The 15,299-nt window shown below is 61.7% G+C and carries 12 protein-coding genes, 2 tRNA genes and 1 pseudogene; 13 read left to right on the forward strand and 2 right to left on the reverse strand.

All coding sequences use genetic code 11. The annotated features are described in order from the left end of the window. Positions 1-185 precede the first annotated feature (185 nt). Positions 186-1,331: pseudogene (locus GYH35_RS35415) on the forward strand (recombinase family protein); the annotation flags it as partial. A gap of 493 nt (positions 1,332-1,824) precedes the next feature. Here GYH35_RS35415 and GYH35_RS11405 read toward each other — a convergent pair. Continuing rightward, positions 1,825-1,901 (reverse strand) — tRNA-Pro (locus GYH35_RS11405). Positions 1,902-2,128: 227 nt separating this feature from the next. Here GYH35_RS11405 and GYH35_RS11410 point away from each other — a divergent pair. After that, positions 2,129-3,016 (forward strand): SPFH domain-containing protein, encoded by an 888-nt coding sequence (locus GYH35_RS11410; protein ID WP_161811973.1) that lies wholly within the window; start codon positions 2,129-2,131, stop codon positions 3,014-3,016. Between the two features lies 1 nt (position 3,017). On the opposite strand, the gene GYH35_RS11415 is transcribed toward GYH35_RS11410, so the two are convergent. After that, positions 3,018-3,767 (reverse strand): sulfite exporter TauE/SafE family protein, encoded by a 750-nt coding sequence (locus tag GYH35_RS11415; RefSeq protein ID WP_161811974.1) that lies wholly within the window; start codon positions 3,765-3,767, stop codon positions 3,018-3,020. Positions 3,768-3,919: 152 nt separating this feature from the next. Between GYH35_RS11415 and GYH35_RS11420 the strand changes: the two genes are divergently transcribed. The 11 genes from GYH35_RS11420 to lon all read left to right on the forward strand — a co-directional run bounded on the left by GYH35_RS11420 (position 3,920) and on the right by lon (position 15,154). Continuing rightward, positions 3,920-4,549: a PadR family transcriptional regulator gene (locus GYH35_RS11420; protein WP_161828474.1), complete on the forward strand. Its 630-nt coding sequence runs from the start codon at positions 3,920-3,922 to the stop codon at positions 4,547-4,549. Next, positions 4,542-5,333, forward strand: a complete 792-nt coding sequence (locus tag GYH35_RS11425; protein ID WP_161828475.1) for a siderophore-interacting protein — start codon at positions 4,542-4,544, stop codon at positions 5,331-5,333. Before GYH35_RS11420 ends, GYH35_RS11425 begins: the two co-directional genes overlap by 8 nt. 108 nt (positions 5,334-5,441) lie before the next feature. Next, a complete protein-coding gene (locus tag GYH35_RS11430) occupies positions 5,442-5,672 on the forward strand; it encodes a hypothetical protein (RefSeq protein ID WP_161811977.1) in 231 nt (76 codons plus the stop codon). Positions 5,673-5,767: 95 nt separating this feature from the next. Beyond that, complete coding sequence (locus tag GYH35_RS11435) at positions 5,768-6,790, forward strand: sulfate ABC transporter substrate-binding protein (RefSeq protein ID WP_161811978.1); 1,023 nt, start codon at positions 5,768-5,770, stop codon at positions 6,788-6,790. A 221-nt stretch (positions 6,791-7,011) separates the two neighbouring features. Continuing rightward, positions 7,012-7,476, forward strand: coding sequence for a rhodanese-like domain-containing protein (locus GYH35_RS11440; RefSeq protein ID WP_161811979.1), 465 nt, complete (start codon positions 7,012-7,014; stop codon positions 7,474-7,476). A 54-nt stretch (positions 7,477-7,530) separates the two neighbouring features. Then, positions 7,531-8,421 carry a dienelactone hydrolase family protein gene (locus GYH35_RS11445; protein ID WP_161828476.1) on the forward strand — a complete coding sequence of 297 codons (891 nt, stop codon included), beginning with the start codon at positions 7,531-7,533 and terminating at the stop codon, positions 8,419-8,421. Between the two features lie 241 nt (positions 8,422-8,662). Beyond that, positions 8,663-8,747: transfer RNA gene (locus tag GYH35_RS11450), tRNA-Leu, on the forward strand. Between the two features lie 70 nt (positions 8,748-8,817). After that, positions 8,818-10,110, forward strand: coding sequence for a trigger factor (gene tig, locus GYH35_RS11455; RefSeq protein ID WP_161811981.1), 1,293 nt, complete (start codon positions 8,818-8,820; stop codon positions 10,108-10,110). A gap of 131 nt (positions 10,111-10,241) precedes the next feature. Continuing rightward, a complete protein-coding gene (gene clpP, locus GYH35_RS11460) occupies positions 10,242-10,871 on the forward strand; it encodes an ATP-dependent Clp endopeptidase proteolytic subunit ClpP (RefSeq protein ID WP_161811982.1) in 630 nt (209 codons plus the stop codon). Positions 10,872-11,128: 257 nt separating this feature from the next. Then, entirely contained in the window at positions 11,129-12,445 is a 1,317-nt protein-coding gene (clpX, locus tag GYH35_RS11465) for an ATP-dependent Clp protease ATP-binding subunit ClpX (protein ID WP_129646144.1), read from the forward strand. A gap of 261 nt (positions 12,446-12,706) precedes the next feature. Beyond that, positions 12,707-15,154, forward strand: a complete 2,448-nt coding sequence (lon, locus tag GYH35_RS11470) for an endopeptidase La (RefSeq protein ID WP_235936764.1) — start codon at positions 12,707-12,709, stop codon at positions 15,152-15,154. The last annotated feature ends 145 nt before the right edge of the window (positions 15,155-15,299 follow it).

The following is a 15,299-nucleotide window of genomic DNA, read 5'->3' on the forward strand; positions in this document are numbered from 1 at the left end:
TGGTGGGGTGTGAACTGGTCGCGGAGGCACGCATAGGTGGCAAAATTGATGCACGGCCGCGCCGACGGTAAGATTACGTCGGAGCTATTCATGGCGGTTGCGTAGTGTCCGGCGCAGCTTGTTCTAGCTGGTCAAACTAAGGTCGGCTCCTCCAGTTCTTTCCAAAGTCACCTGCTCGCCAGGCAATGCACGCCTGGGAGCGCTCGATCTCATTTGTAAAGGAGAGCTCATGCGCGCCGTCATTTACGCTCGTTACAGCTCAGAGAATCAGCGAGCCGCGTCTATTGAGGATCAAACTCGCAATTGCCGCCGGCGTGCGGAAGCGAGGCTGGGCTGTTGTTCATGAGTATGCCGACGCCGCGATGACGGGCAGCGATTCAAAACGCCCGCAATACCAAGCAATGATCGCCGCGGCATTGAGGGGAGAGTTCGACGTGCTGCTCCTCGATGACCTGTCACGGCTCACTCGTGACTCCGTCGAGCAGGAACAAACAATTCGACGCCTTGAGTTCCACGGCTCGCGTATTGTCGCGACCAGCGATGGTTACGATAGTCAGAGCAAGGCTCGCAAGGTTCATCGAAGCGTAAAAGGGTTGATGAATGAGATCTTCCTGGATGATCTCCGCGATAAGACCCACCGCGGTTTGGCGGGGCAGGCGCTGAAGGGCTACTGGTGCGGCGGTAAGCCGTATGGGTTCAAGTTGAAGCCAATCCTAGATTCGACTCAGCGTGACGCTTACGGCCAACCTGCGCGAATTGGCACGGTATTGGAGGTCGATCCCGATCAGGCCGCAGTCGTCCGTTATATATACGAGCGCTTCGTGGATGGCGCGAGCTACACGGTGATCGCTGCGGAGTTGAGCGGGCGTAATGTCCCCTCGCCCGGATCCACTTGGCGTAGAAAAACGCGACGCTGCGGTGGGTGGATGAACAGCGCTGTGCGAGTCATCGTGAGGAATCCGCTGTACACGGGCCGCGTGCGGTGGAATGTGTCCCAGTTCGTTCGTGATCCGGATACGGGCAAGCATAAGCGTCGTCGCCGCCCGCAGGCTGATTGGCACCAATTCCAGGAAGAAACGCTGCGCATCGTTTCGGACGAGATGTTCGAGCGGGCGAAGATGCGCACTCAGGACCGATCGAACCCCAGCAAGCGATTGAAGTCTGGGTTTAGGGCCAAGTACCTGCTGAGCGGCCTGCTGGTTTGTGGGGCGTGTGACGCCCATTACGTTCTCGCGGACGAGCGGAGTTACGCCTGCTCATCGCGCTTGAATGGTGGCGTGCATGCGTGTGCTAACCGAATTCGCGTCCGGCGTGACGTGGTGGAACGGGCGATCCTGGACCCCGTACGGCAGGATCTGCTGTCACCCGATCGGGTTCAAGCAATGGCCGCGGAGATGCAACGGCAGTACGTCCGCACCATGGAGGCCAGCCACGCCCGATCTGCCACGCTCCCAAGAGAACTCCAGGAGCTTGATGCTCGACTCGATCGGCTGCGCGAACGTCTGCGAGCCGGTGATCCCGACATGGAGCCAGACGAGATTCGTGCGGCAATTGAGCGTGCCGAGCAGAAGCGGCAGGAGCTTGCGGATGGCCAGGGGTCTATGGGGGCGTCAGCGCAGATTCTGACGACGCTACCAAGAGCGGCCGAACTCTACCGGCGCCAAATCGAGGATGGGCTGTCCGGTAACGAACGAGCTGCCTCCAAGGCGCGGGTGATCTTACGGGACCTGCTAGGCACGATCCGGCTAAGGCCCGGCGAGAACGAATCCCTGTTCGCCGAATACCGGCTAAACCCTGCAATCCTGCTCCAGGTGCAGGGTCAGGTGGTCGGGGCAGCAGGATTCGAACCTGCGACCCTCTGCTCCCAAAGCAGATGCGCTACCAGACTGCGCCATGCCCCGACGGGACGCGCATGTTAACAGCTTCGCGTCAGCTCGCTACTACAACCCGTCAATGTGGGCGTAACACATTGACCAGGCATGAAAATATCTGTCAAAGAGAGGGCCTTGGACAGGTCGGATCGGGCGCTCTGGGGCGCAATCGTCGTGATTCCAATCACGGCAGCGCCCGGTGACGGCCGTTTAGGCTTCGCTCGCCAATCCTGGCATGGAGTCGCCGGAGCCCGATCTTGTCATTCGATAACCCCAACACCGCCGTACTACGTCAGCTCGGGCCGTTGTTCCTGTTGGTCGCCTTGCTGATCCTCTTTGTCGGCGGCTGCTTCGGCACGATCGCCACCGGCAACGTCGGAGTGCGGACCACGCTCGGCGTGATGACTCAGGAAGAGGTGACGCCGGGCGTGTTCATGAAGTGGCCGCTGATTTCGCGGGTCGATGAATTCACGGCGAAGGAAGTGGCGCTCGATCTGACGGACCTCACGCCGAAGGCCCGCGACAACCTCTCCCTGCGAGATATGGATATCACTGTCTACTATCGCGCCGAGCCGGGCGCGATTGCCGAGTTGTACGCGAAGTATGCCGGGCAGTCGCAGCGGTCTGACGAAGGCTACATGGTGCCGGCCTATGGCTTGGTCGCGCGTGTCGCGCGCAACACTGCGTACGAAGAAGTCGCCAAGCTCGACTCGCTGATCATGCACACCCGTCGCGAAGAGCTCAGCAACGCCATGCATCAGAACATGCAGGCGGAACTCGAGGAATCCGATCCCGGTGTCTTCAAGGTCACGCGCGTCGTCGTGCGTGCGGTGAGCACCGATCCGTCGATCGAGGAGTCGATCCGCAATGCCGTCGCGAATCAGAAGCGATTGGAAGCGATGGAAGTGCAGACGCAGATCGCGCAGAAGGAAGCGGAGATCAAGGTGACTGAAGCTCGCGGCATTGCCGAGTCGAACAGGATCATCGCGGGTAGCCTCACGCGCGAGTATCTGCAGCACGAAGCCAATCAAGCGCTGTTGAAGTTCGCCGAGAGCGACAACGCCAGCACGGTGATCCTGCCAGCCGGAATGTCCGTGGCGCCGTTGATCAATACGTCTCAGCCCACGGCCTCAGCGGCGAAGTAGTTCAGCTCAGCGCCTTGTACAGCAACTGCACGCCGACCACGATCATCAACACATAGATAATAGTGATGAAGCGCTCGGCGTTGACGCGGCGGACCAGCCACACGCCGAGCAGCGTCGATGCGATTGCGAGGGGCGCCAGCACCGCCGCGGCCATGAGGTTCTCGTGCGTGAACTGGCCGAGAGCCAGGTACGCCGGAATCTTGAATAGATTGATCACCGCGAAAAAGATCGCCGTGGTTCCCACCAGAACCTGAGGCGACAGCCCCTTCGGCAGCACCCACATTTGAAAAGGTGGCTGGCCCGCGTGCGCCACCTGCGATGTGAAGCCCGATGCAAAGCCAAGCGCCGCGCCGAGTGCGCGAGGTGCATTGCTCGAAACCGGCACGCGGCCGCCGCGCGAAATCCACAAGCGGTAGCAAGCGAACACGACCGAGATCGCGCCCAGCACCGCGAGCACGACGGTTGCAGAGACTTTCGCTGCCAGGAAATACGCCGCCACGATGCCGACCATCGCGGACGGGATCATCAGCGCCAGCACCTCACGGTCCCAGTTCTTTCTAAAAGCCCACACGCCGACCGCGTCCTGAACCACGAGTACCGGCAACAGGATGGCTGCCGCCTGCACCGGCGAAATCCGTAGCGCGAGCAAGGGCAGGGCAATGGCGCCGACGCCGGCGAAGCCGCCCTTCGCCAGTCCGAGCAGGATCACCGCCGGGATGGCGAGCAAATAAAACGTCGGGTCCGTGAGCATTCAAACGATCGGGCGATGCCAGGTCGGCAGGACGCGCATCTTGCCACCGAGCCCCGCCTGCGGCACATGCGCACGAAAGATGTTCTTGAAAGATACAGATAAACGATATATCGTTTGCCCTCTACTCAAGCATCACAAAAGGCAGTAAGTCCATGTTTCACAGAATGTTTTGGGGTCGCTGGGGCGAGAGCTACGGTCACCATCCTCACGGCCACCGTTGCGGGCATTGGGGCGGCGGACGAGGCGGTGGTGGACACCGCGGCATGTTCTTCGGCGGTCCGATGGGCGGTCGGGGCGGACGAGGCGGCGGCGGTGGGCGCAGGTTCGGGCCTGGCGATCTGCGCTTGATGTTGCTCTCCCTAATAGAAGAGAAGCAGCGCCACGGTTACGAGCTCATCAAAGAGTTGGAGCTGAAGTTCGGGGGCGCCTATGCGCCGAGTCCGGGCTCCGTTTATCCCACGCTGACACTGCTCGAAGAGCTGGGACATGTTCGCTCCACCACGACGGAAGGCAGCAAGCGCCTGTACGAGATCACCGACGAGGGGCGCAAGTATCTGCGCGAGAACGAAGCCATGCTGAACAGCGTTAGGAAGCGCATGGCAATGGCTGCACGCGCCGCTTCATGCGAGATGCCGCCGGAAGATCTTCATCACGCCATGCATACGTTGCGTGCGGCGCTGATGTTTCATCGAGGCGGCTGGACCGAGGAAGAAACTGAGCGCGTGCGCAGGATCATCGAGGCCGCTGCCGAGGAAATCTCACAAGGTCGAGACAATGAGTAATCTGCCAAACATCACTCGAGTCCGACACGAGGTGCGCATGCGGCGCACGACCGTGTCGCGCGTCGAGATGATTGCGCCGAAGATGAAGCGCATCACGTTGATGAGCGACGAGCTGCGCGGCTTCACGTCGCTCGGTTTCGACGATCACGTCAAGTTGATCTTCCCCGGCGCGGACGGCCAGTTGAACCTCTCGCCTCCTGGCGCCGAAGGCGCATCCGAACGAGTCATGCGTGATTTCACACCGCGCCGCTTCGATGCCACCGCGGGCGAGCTCGTGATCGATTTCGTGATTCACGACGATGGCCCGGCGACGAGTTGGGCGAGCGATGCGAAGGTCGGCAGCGTGCTCGGTGTAGGCGGTCCGAGAGGCTCGTCGATCATCTCGACCGACGGCATTGGCCTGCATTTACTGATTGGCGACGAAACTGCCTTGCCGGCCATTGCTCGCCGCTTGGAAGAGCTGCCGGCGAGCACGAGCGCGATGGTGGTTGCCGAGGTCGAGCCGGGCTTTGAATTGCCGTTGTCGAGCCGGGCCAACCTGCAAGTTGTATGGGTGCCGAGAACCGATCCGAACGCCGTGACAGGTGAGTTCCTCCTCGGCGCGTTGGATAATCTGCCGATCATGAAACAAGGTTGCTTCGCCTGGGCGGCGACCGAGACACAGGCGGTGCGCGCGATTCGTAGATATCTCGTCGAAGGGCGCGGCTTCGACAAGCGTTGGGTGAAGGCGGCGGGTTATTGGCAGCGCGGTGCTGTCGGCTCGCACGTGGTCGTCGACGATTGATTGATTGCCGAGGGCGGGGCGATGACCCAAATGAAACCCGCCCGCGACTGAGCCGGTTACCCGGTCGGGAATAGACTGCGTCGTCCGTTCCTGACCGCGAGTCCGATCATGCAGTCGCTCACACAAGCAACAACGCCGCGCGAGTATCGCGGCAGCGTGCCGATCGACGGCTACGTGCACAAGTTTCGCTTGGAAGCGCGCGAAGAGGCCGCGGCTGAGAGCAGGCCGCAGCCAGATGCGACGCCCACGGTCAGCCTCGGTGCGTTGCTCGGAAAGTTTGCACTATCCGCCGTCGCCCTGGCGGGCATCGCCGCCGCTGGAGCGAACGCTCTAATCTAACAATCGCTCGATTCGCCGCTTGCTTCTTGGCCGCGCGTTCGCCGCCCGGCCTGAATACCTACAGGTTGCTCGTTTCAACGCTCCGGAGAACATCCATGTCACGCCGTCTCGTCCACAGCAGTCTGCTCGCCGCGGCGGCTGCGACACTCGCATTGCTCGGCGGGCCTGTCCAGGCAAAGGACGTCGAGCTGCTGAATGTTTCCTACGATCCGACGCGCGAGCTCTACGAGGAATACAACAAGGTCTTCGGCGCCTACTGGCAACAGAAGACCGGCGACAAAGTGATCGTCAAGCAATCGCACGGTGGCTCAGGCAAGCAGGCGCGCTCGGTGATCGACGGCTTGCAGGCCGACGTGGTCACGCTCGCGCTGGCCGCCGACATCGATGGCATTGCCTCGCATGGCAATTTGTTGTCGAAAGATTGGGCCGCACGGCTTCCGCATAACAGCTCGCCGTATACCTCGACTATCGTATTCCTGGTGCGCAAGGGCAACCCGAAGGGCATCAAGGATTGGGGCGATCTGGTCAAGCCGGGCATCTCCGTGATCACGCCGAATCCGAAGACGTCGGGTGGCGCGCGCTGGAACTATCTCGCCGCGTGGGCCTGGGCATTGAAGCAGCCCGGCGGCAGCGATGCGACTGCGCAGTCGTTCGTGCAGAAGCTCTATAAAAATGTGCCCGTGCTGGATAGCGGCGCTCGCGGTTCGACCACGACGTTTGCTCAGCGCGGCCTCGGCGATGTGTTGCTTGCGTGGGAGAACGAAGCGTTCCTCGCGTTCAAGGAGTTTGGCGCAGACAAGTTTGACATCGTCGCGCCGTCCGTCAGCGTGCTGGCCGAGCCGCCGGTCGCAGTGGTCGATAAGAACGCTGAGCGTCACGGCACGAGCGCGGTAGCGAAAGCCTACTTGGAATATCTGTACACCGACGCCGGTCAGGAAGTGGCGGCGAAGAACTACTATCGCCCGACCAAGCCAGAGATCCTGGCGAAGTACGGCAAGACCTTCCCGAAGATCGGCACACTGGTAACCATCGCCGACTTCGGCGGCTGGACCAAGGCGCAAGCCACGCACTTCGCGGATGGTGGTGTGTTCGACAAGATCTACACGCCAACGACTTGATGCGCGGAGAAGCGCGCCTGACGGAAAATGTCGCCAGCCTTTTCGGGCGGCCCATGCTTGCTTAACAGCGCAGCCTTCTTGTCGACGTGACTCCTTTGTCACTCCGAATGTCGTCGTCTCCCCGCCGGAAACGTTATCAGTAGATGCATTGTTACCTCTCACGCCTGCGCGTGGGAGGTCCTTAGACTGCGCGAATGTTTCTTACATCCGCCGGAGTCTGTATGCATTTGTCACGTTCGCTTTCGTTCCGTTCCTGGTCCGTGCTGCTGGTCAGCCTGGTGGCATCGGTCGCCTTTGCTCAAGGCAAAGATGAATCGAAGACCCCGGTCCTGTCGCGCGCACAGTTCGATCAATTGTTAACCAAGCCCGAGCAACTGCTCATCATCGATCTGCGCCGACCCGACGAGCTCACAACGATTGGCGGCCTGCCGGTTTATCTCAGTATTCAGGCGGCGGATCTGGAAAAGAGCCTGGCGTGGATTCCCAAGGACCGGAAGATCGTGACGGTATCCAATCACGCCGGCCGCGCGGGCAAGGCGGGCGACCTGCTTGCCGCCAAGGGTTTCAATGTGGTCGGCCGCGTCGGCGTGCAAAATTATGAGCAAGAGGGCGGCAAGCTCACCAAGATTGCGCCCAAGGCGCCGGCTGGACAGCAGAAAAATGCGCAGGCCGCGGCTCAGCACTGAAGTGTGTTATAGAACGTCGCGAAGGACTCGAGCCCACGAGGTGAAGGCAGCATCATGAGCAACAACGAAGCACAAAAATTTCCGCCTGAAGTCTGGAAGCTGTTCGATAAATACGTGCACGGTGCGATCTCGCGACGCGAGTTCATCGACCGCGCCGGTGCGTGTGCCGTCGCTGGCATGAGCGGCGCGGCGATTCTGGATGCGCTCAATCCAAAGTTCGCAGAGGCGCAGCAGATTGCGCCGACCGATTCGCGCATCAAGGCCGAGTACGTGGAGATTCCTGCGCCGGGGTATGGAAAGCTGCGTGGGTACCTGGTGAAGCCGGCATCGGCGAAAGGCAAGCTGCCCACCGTGCTCGTCGTGCATGAGAACCGGGGTCTCAATCCTCATATCGAGGATGTGGCCCGTCGTGTCGCGCTCGAGAACTTCATCGCCTTCGCGCCGGACGCGTTGTTTCCTCTCGGCGGTTATCCCGGCGATGAAGACAAGGCGCGCGAGCAGTTCCAGAAATTGGATCAGGCGAAGACGCGCGAGGACTTCATTGCGGCGGCCGACTATTTGAAGAAGTTGCCGCAAGGAACCGGCAAGGTCGCCGTCACGGGCTTTTGCTACGGCGGCGGCGTTGCCAATTTCCTCGCGACTCGCGTGCCGGATCTCGCGGCTGCTGTCCCGTTCTACGGCACACCGCCAGCGCCGGAAGAGGCCGGCAAGATCAAAGCGCCGTTGTTACTTCAGTTCGCGGAGACGGATGAGCGCATCAACGCGGCGTGGCCCGCTTCAGAAGCCGCATTGAAGTCGGCGGGTGTGAAGTATCAAGCGTTCGTGTATCCGGGAACGCAGCACGGTTTCAACAACGACACAACGCCGCGATACAACAAGGAAGCCGCGGATCTGGCGTGGAAGCGCACGATCGAGTTCTTCAAAGAGAACCTGCGCGCTTCGTGATCGCTCGGGCGGCGCGGGTGGCTCAGCCCCCCGCGCCGCCGAACCTGCCTCAGTGGCCCCCAAACCCCCAATCGCCCAAATTCGCCCCCGTTCTCCGGCGTTCTCGAATGGCGGGGGCTGCTCGGGTATACTCCGCGGCCCCGCGAGGGGAGGGTCGGCCAAAGGCCGACCGGCCCAGACCTCATCACCCATAACTCATACCTTATATATGTGGGGTGGGTGGGAGCCAGGGGCGGGGATCGCGAAAGTGGCGGAACTGGTAGACGCGCTGGATTTAGGTTCCAGTGGGTAACCCCGTGAGGGTTCGAGTCCCTCCTTTCGCACCAACCGGGCGTACCGGGATCGAGGCGGGCGCCGCAGACATTACTCATTCGTGACTTGAGGCAGGTTTCGACCATGCAGGTTTCAGTTGAATCGACCGGGGCCCTGGAGCGCCGGATGGAAGTGCAGGTTCCGGCCGAGCGCGTCGAGAAGGCCGTCGACGAGCGGCTGCAGCGCATGAGCCGCACGGTGCGTCTGAAGGGTTTCCGCCCGGGCAAAGTGCCCGTCAAGGTGGTGCGCCAGCAGTTCGGCCAGCAGGTCCGCCAGGAAGTGCTGGGCGATGTCATGCAGAGCACGTTCAACGAAGCCGTTGTGCAGGAAAAGCTGACCCCGGCCGGCGGCCCGCGCATCGAGCCGATCAACCTCGAGCAGGGCGCGGATCTGAAATACCGCGCGATTTTCGAGGTTCTGCCGCAGATCGAGATCAAAGGCGTCGAGAGCCTGAGCGTCGAGCGCCCGGCCGCGACGGTCAGCACCGCCGACGTGGATGCCATGATCCAGAACCTGCGCGAACAGCGTCCGAGCTACTCGGAAGTGCAGCGCGAAGCCAAGGACACCGACCGCGTCACCATCGATTTCGACGGCACCATCGACGGCACGCCGTTCGAAGGCGGCAAGGCCGAGAACTTTCCGGTCGACCTGGGCGCCGGCCGCATGCTGGCCGATTTCGAAGCCGGTCTGCGCGGCGCCAAGCCGGGCGACAAGAAGGACATCGAGATGACGTTCCCGGCCAACTACGCCGCCAATCTGGCCGGCAAACAGGCCAAATTTGCGGTCACCGTGCACAAGGTCGAAGAGCGCCAGCTGCCCGAGCTGAACGACGAGTTCGCCAAGGTCTACGGCGTGGAAGAGGGCGGCATCGAGCGCCTGCGCTCCGAAGTTCAGGAAAACATGGAGCGCGAGCTGGGCGAGGCGATCAAGGCCCGCGTCAAGAAGCAGGTGCTGGACGGGCTGCTCGCGGCCAATCCGATCGAGTTGCCGAAGTCCATGGTCGATGCCCAGGTGCGTGAGCTGCAGCTCGACGCGGCCCGTCGCATGGGCGCCCGCGACGCTTCGCAGATTCCGCCGCCGGAAGGCTTCCAGGAACCGGCTCGCCGCCGCGTGGCGCTGTCGCTGCTGATCGGCGAAGTGATCCGCAACGCCAACATCCAGGTCGACCAGGCGCAGGTGCAGTCGCGTTTCGAAGAGCTGGCTGCGCAGTATCCGGACCAGGGCCAGGCCCTGCAGCAGTACCGCTCCAACCCGCAGTTCCGCCGGCAGATGGAAGCGGCGGTGCTGGAGGATCAGGTGATCGACTGGCTCGCGCAGCGCGCCCAGGTCGCCGACAAGCCGTCGACTTTCAAGGAAATCATGAATTTCGGCGCGTAATAGTCGCTCCTTGGCAGGAAGCAGGGCGGCGTGAGACGGTTGCTATTGCAGGGGCTCTTGCCTCTTCTAAACTAGCCCCAACACATCGCTGTCCCGCTTTCCTCACCATTACTGAAAGTCAGCACTCATAGATGGCCACCATGAACCTTGTCCCGATGGTCGTCGAGCAGACCGCTCGCGGCGAACGCGCTTATGACATCTACTCGCGGCTGTTGAAGGAGCGCGTGATTTTCATCGTGGGCCCGATCGAGGACCACATGGCGAACCTGGTGGTGGCGCAGCTGCTGTTCCTGGAATCGGAAAATCCGGACAAGGACATTTCGCTGTACATCAACTCGCCGGGCGGCTCGGTCAGCGCCGGTCTGTCCATTTACGACACCATGCAGTTCATCAAGCCGGACGTGAGCACCATGTGCGTCGGCCAGGCGGCCAGCATGGGCGCGGTGCTGCTGGCGGGCGGCGCCAAGGGCAAGCGTTATGCGCTGCCCCACTCACGGATGATGATCCACCAGCCGCTGGCGGGCTTTCAGGGCCAGGCTTCGGACATCGACATCCATGCGCGCGAAGTGCTGGAAACCCGCGAGCGCCTCAACCGTATTCTGTCCAAGCACACCGGCCAGACGGTCGAACGCATCAGCAAGGACACCGACCGTGACAACTTCATGGGCGGTGAGGCAGCCGTGGGCTACGGCCTCATCGACCGCGTAATGGAAAAGCGGGGCGAGCCGGCACTGGCGGCAGCCGCGGCGCTCGGTCGCTGAAGACCCATTGAAGGCCGCCTCTGACGGCCTCATGCAGGGTCCTGTATAGGGCAAGTCAGGTCAGGGTTTGGCTGGGCTCTCCAACGGGGGAGAAGCCTGCAAAAAGCCCGGAAAGGGCGTCTTTGCAGCCTGATGGCGGTGCGTGCTATATAGCCCGGACGCAATAGTGTCGCGACCGTGACGCGATTTCGTAACACGCTGGGGCACCACGATCGATGGAGAAGTGGTTGATTTGTCCCGGTTTTCGAGGGTAATGCATGTCCGACGATTCACGCGGCAAACACGACGACGGCAAGCTTCTGTACTGCTCGTTCTGCGGCAAAAGCCAACACGAAGTACGCAAGCTGATCGCCGGCCCGTCGGTGTTCGTCTGCGACGAGTGCGTGGAGCTCTGCAACGACATCATTCGTGAAGAGCTCGAAGAGCGCGCCGAGCGCACGCGCGACAAACTGCCGCGCCCCCACGAGATCAAGAAGGTCCTCGATGAGTATGTAATCGGCCAGCCGCGCGCCAAAAAGGTGTTGTCGGTCGCCGTTTACAACCATTACAAGCGCCTGCAGACGAAGACCTCCGAAGCGCGCGCCAAGGACGAAGTCGAGCTCGCCAAGAGCAACATCCTGCTGATCGGCCCGACCGGCTGCGGCAAGACGCTGCTCGCCGAGACGCTCGCCCGCCTGTTGAATGTGCCGTTCACGATTGCCGACGCAACGACGCTGACCGAAGCCGGTTACGTCGGCGAGGACGTCGAGAACATCATTCAGAAGCTGCTGCAGAAGTGCGATTACGACGTCGAGAAAGCGCAGACCGGTATCGTCTACATCGACGAAATCGACAAGATCTCGCGCAAGTCCGACAACCCGTCGATCACCCGTGACGTGTCGGGCGAGGGCGTGCAGCAGGCGCTGCTGAAGCTCATCGAAGGCACGATCGCCTCGGTGCCGCCGCAGGGCGGTCGCAAACATCCCCAGCAGGAATTCCTGCAGGTGGACACGAGCAACATCCTGTTCATCTGCGGTGGCGCGTTCGCGGGTCTGGAAAAGATCATCATGAACCGCACCCAGAAGACGGGCATCGGCTTCACCGCCGACGTGCGTCAGACGGCCGAGCGTCCGCACGGCTCCGATGTGTTCCACGATGTGGAGCCCGAGGATCTGATCAAGTTCGGCCTGATTCCGGAATTCGTCGGCCGTCTGCCGGTGGTGGCGACGCTCGATGAGCTGGACGAAGCGGCGCTGGTGTCGATCCTGCTCGAGCCCAAGAACGCGCTCAGCAAGCAGTATCGCAAGCTGTTCGACATGGAAGGCGTGGAGCTGGAGTTCCGCACCGACGCGCTGAAGGCCGTGGCGAAGAAGGCCATGCAGCGTAAGACAGGCGCGCGCGGTCTGCGCACGATCCTGGAGAACGTGCTGCTCGAGACCATGTATGAATTGCCGTCGTTGCGCAACGTGCAGAAGGTTGTGGTCGACGAGCAGGTCATCCTCGGAGAGAGCAAGCCGTATGTGCTGTACGGTAACGCCGACGATGGCCGTCTCGCGGCGGTGGAAGAGCGCCGTCCGACCGGCAGCGATCACTAAAAGCAAAAAACGCCCACCGCTTCATTGTTGAGGCGGTGGGTTTTTCTTTATCCGGGCCAGCAATCAGCCCAACCCTGTAATTCGCATTCGTCGCGACACGCACCGTCTCACAGTTTTTCCATACATCGGAAAACCCGAGCGCATTTGCGTGGCACAGAACTAGCAGGGCTGCGCTGCTTCCGGTATTTTCGGTTCGACTTGGTTTTCCTTTTTCGCGGCGCCGGTAGTTTGTGCCGGCGCTCACCACACGAGTAAAAGCGCGTGAGCACCGATACCCCTGACGCTCCCGAATCCGACAAGACTCCCGCGGCAGCGCTGCCTGTACTGCCGTTGCGCGATGTCGTCGTCTATCCGCACATGGTGATTCCGCTGTTCGTCGGCCGCGAGAAATCCATTCTCGCGCTCGATCAGGCGATGCGCTCCGGCAAGCAGATTCTGCTGGTCGCGCAGAAGCAGGCGGACGTCGACGATCCCAGCGCGCAGGACCTGTACCGCCTCGGCACGGTCGCGACCATTCTGCAGTTGCTGAAACTGCCCGACGGCACGGTGAAGGTGCTGGTCGAAGGCGCCGAGCGCGCCAAGATCGAGAAGCTGGTGACCGGCCAGTATTTCTCCGCCGACATCAGCCCGTTCAAGGACATCGAGAATTACGACGAGCGCGAGATGGACGTGCTCGCGCGCTCGGTCACCTCGCAGTTCGAGCAATATGTGAAGCTAAACCGGAAAGTTCCTCCTGAGGTGCTGACGGCGCTTGCAGGTATCGAACAGCCGGGCCGCCTCGCGGACAACGTCGCCGCGCACATGTCGCTGAAGCTCGACGCCAAGCAGAAGGTTCTGGAGATCCAGGACGTGCGCAAGCGTCTCGAGCACATCCTCGCGCTGATCGAAGGCGAGATGGATGTCCTGCAGATCGAGAAGCGCATCCGTGGCCGCGTCAAGCAGCAGATGGAGAAGAGCCAGCGCGAGTACTACCTGAATGAGCAGATGAAGGCCATTCAGAAGGAGCTCGGCGAAATCGAGGACGCGCCGAACGAGCTCGCCGAGCTCGAGCAGCGCATCCAGAAGGCCGGCATGCCCAAGGAAGCGCGCGACAAGGCGATGAGCGAGCTGAACAAGCTGAAGCTCATGTCGCCCATGTCCGCCGAAGCCACCGTCGTGCGCAACTACGTCGACTGGCTGGTGAAGGCGCCTTGGAAGAAGAAGACCAAGGTCCACAACGACATCAACCTCGCCGAGAAGGTGCTCGACGAGGATCACTACGGCCTGGAGAAGGTGAAGGAGCGCATCGTCGAGTACCTCGCCGTCCAGCAGCGCGTGAAGACGCTGAAGGGCCCGATTCTGTGTCTGGTCGGTCCTCCGGGCGTCGGCAAGACGTCGCTCGGTCAGTCGATCGCGCGTTCGACGAATCGCAAGTTCGTGCGCATGTCGCTCGGCGGTGTGCGCGATGAAGCCGAGATCCGCGGTCATCGCCGCACGTACATCGGCTCCATGCCGGGCAAGATCATCCAGAACATGGTCAAGACCGGCGTGCACAATCCGCTGTTCCTGCTGGATGAGATCGACAAGATGGCCATGGACTTCCGTGGCGATCCGTCGTCGGCGTTGCTCGAGGTGCTCGATCCGGAGCAGAACTCGACGTTCAACGATCACTATCTCGAAGTCGATTTCGATCTGTCGGAAGTGATGTTCGTGTGTACCGCGAACAGCCTGAACATTCCGGCGCCGCTGCTGGATCGCATGGAAGTCATCCGTCTGCCCGGCTACACCGAGGACGAGAAGAGCGCGATCGCGCAGCGCTATCTGATTCCGAAACAGATGAAGCAGAACGGCCTGAAGGACAACGAGCTGAAGGTGTCCGAAAGCACCGTGCTCGACGTCATTCGTTACTACACGCGCGAAGCCGGTGTTCGTAATCTCGAGCGCGAGGTGTCGAAGCTGTGCCGCAAGGCCGTGAAGCAGTTGCTCACCAAGGGCGAGCCGGATCACATCTCGATCACGCCGAAGAATCTATCGAAGTATCTCGGCGTGCGCCGCTTCCGTTACGGGCGTGCCGAGGAGCAGGATCACATCGGCCAGGTCACGGGCCTGGCGTGGACCGAAGTGGGCGGCGAACTGCTCACCATCGAGTCTGCGATCGTTGCCGGCAAGGGCAAGCTCACGCACACCGGCCAGCTCGGCGAGGTGATGCAGGAGTCGATTCAGGCCGCGATGACGGTCGTGCGCAGCCGCGCCGCCGTGCTCGGCCTCGATCCGGACTTCTACCAGAAGGTCGACGTGCACATTCACGTGCCCGAAGGCGCGACGCCGAAGGACGGCCCGAGCGCCGGTATCGGCATGTGCACGGCGCTGGTCTCGGCGCTCACCAAGGTCCCGGTGCGCTCGGATGTCGCCATGACGGGCGAAATCACCTTGCGCGGGCAGGTGCTGCCGATCGGCGGTCTCAAGGAAAAATTACTCGCTGCGCACCGTGGCGGCATTCGCACGGTCTTGATCCCGGACGACAACACCAAGGACCTCGCGGAGATCCCGCAGAACATCAAGGACAACCTCGAGATCAAGCCGGTGAAGTGGATCGACGAGGTGTTGCAGGTAGCACTCAAACACATGCCCGCACCGATCACGGCTGCTTCAGAGCCGTCGCGTGGCAATGACAAGCCGCGCCCGCGGCGTGTCGCCAAGCGCTCCAACAAGCAGGTGAGGGCGCATTAACCAGTCCGACACCGGGTCCGGAATCGGGGCAAATTGCACGATTCCGACCCGGTTTGGCCTGCGTTGCGTCTAGAATTACCCGACAGCATTCGCGGCACTGCGCTTTCTTTCTCTGCCGCTCGCTGCTATAACGCGCCCCCGTTCC

Origin of the sequence: Steroidobacter agaridevorans (genome assembly GCF_009932555.1) — a bacterium.
In the GTDB taxonomy this organism is placed as follows: Bacteria; Pseudomonadota; Gammaproteobacteria; order Steroidobacterales; family Steroidobacteraceae; genus Steroidobacter; species Steroidobacter agaridevorans.

What these genes read in the sequence shown, in the direction of transcription:
- GYH35_RS11415 (WP_161811974.1), bottom strand. Translation starts at nt 3,767, where the DNA reads ATGCTCACGGACCCGACGTTTTATTTGCTCGCCATCCCGGCGGTGATC.
- GYH35_RS11420 (WP_161828474.1), top strand. Translation starts at nt 3,920, where the DNA reads ATGTTTCACAGAATGTTTTGGGGTCGCTGGGGCGAGAGCTACGGTCAC.
- GYH35_RS11425 (WP_161828475.1), top strand. Translation starts at nt 4,542, where the DNA reads ATGAGTAATCTGCCAAACATCACTCGAGTCCGACACGAGGTGCGCATG.
- GYH35_RS11430 (WP_161811977.1), top strand. Translation starts at nt 5,442, where the DNA reads ATGCAGTCGCTCACACAAGCAACAACGCCGCGCGAGTATCGCGGCAGC.
- GYH35_RS11435 (WP_161811978.1), top strand. Translation starts at nt 5,768, where the DNA reads ATGTCACGCCGTCTCGTCCACAGCAGTCTGCTCGCCGCGGCGGCTGCG.
- GYH35_RS11440 (WP_161811979.1), top strand. Translation starts at nt 7,012, where the DNA reads ATGCATTTGTCACGTTCGCTTTCGTTCCGTTCCTGGTCCGTGCTGCTG.
- GYH35_RS11445 (WP_161828476.1), top strand. Translation starts at nt 7,531, where the DNA reads ATGAGCAACAACGAAGCACAAAAATTTCCGCCTGAAGTCTGGAAGCTG.
- tig (WP_161811981.1), top strand. Translation starts at nt 8,818, where the DNA reads ATGCAGGTTTCAGTTGAATCGACCGGGGCCCTGGAGCGCCGGATGGAA.
- clpP (WP_161811982.1), top strand. Translation starts at nt 10,242, where the DNA reads ATGGCCACCATGAACCTTGTCCCGATGGTCGTCGAGCAGACCGCTCGC.
- clpX (WP_129646144.1), top strand. Translation starts at nt 11,129, where the DNA reads ATGTCCGACGATTCACGCGGCAAACACGACGACGGCAAGCTTCTGTAC.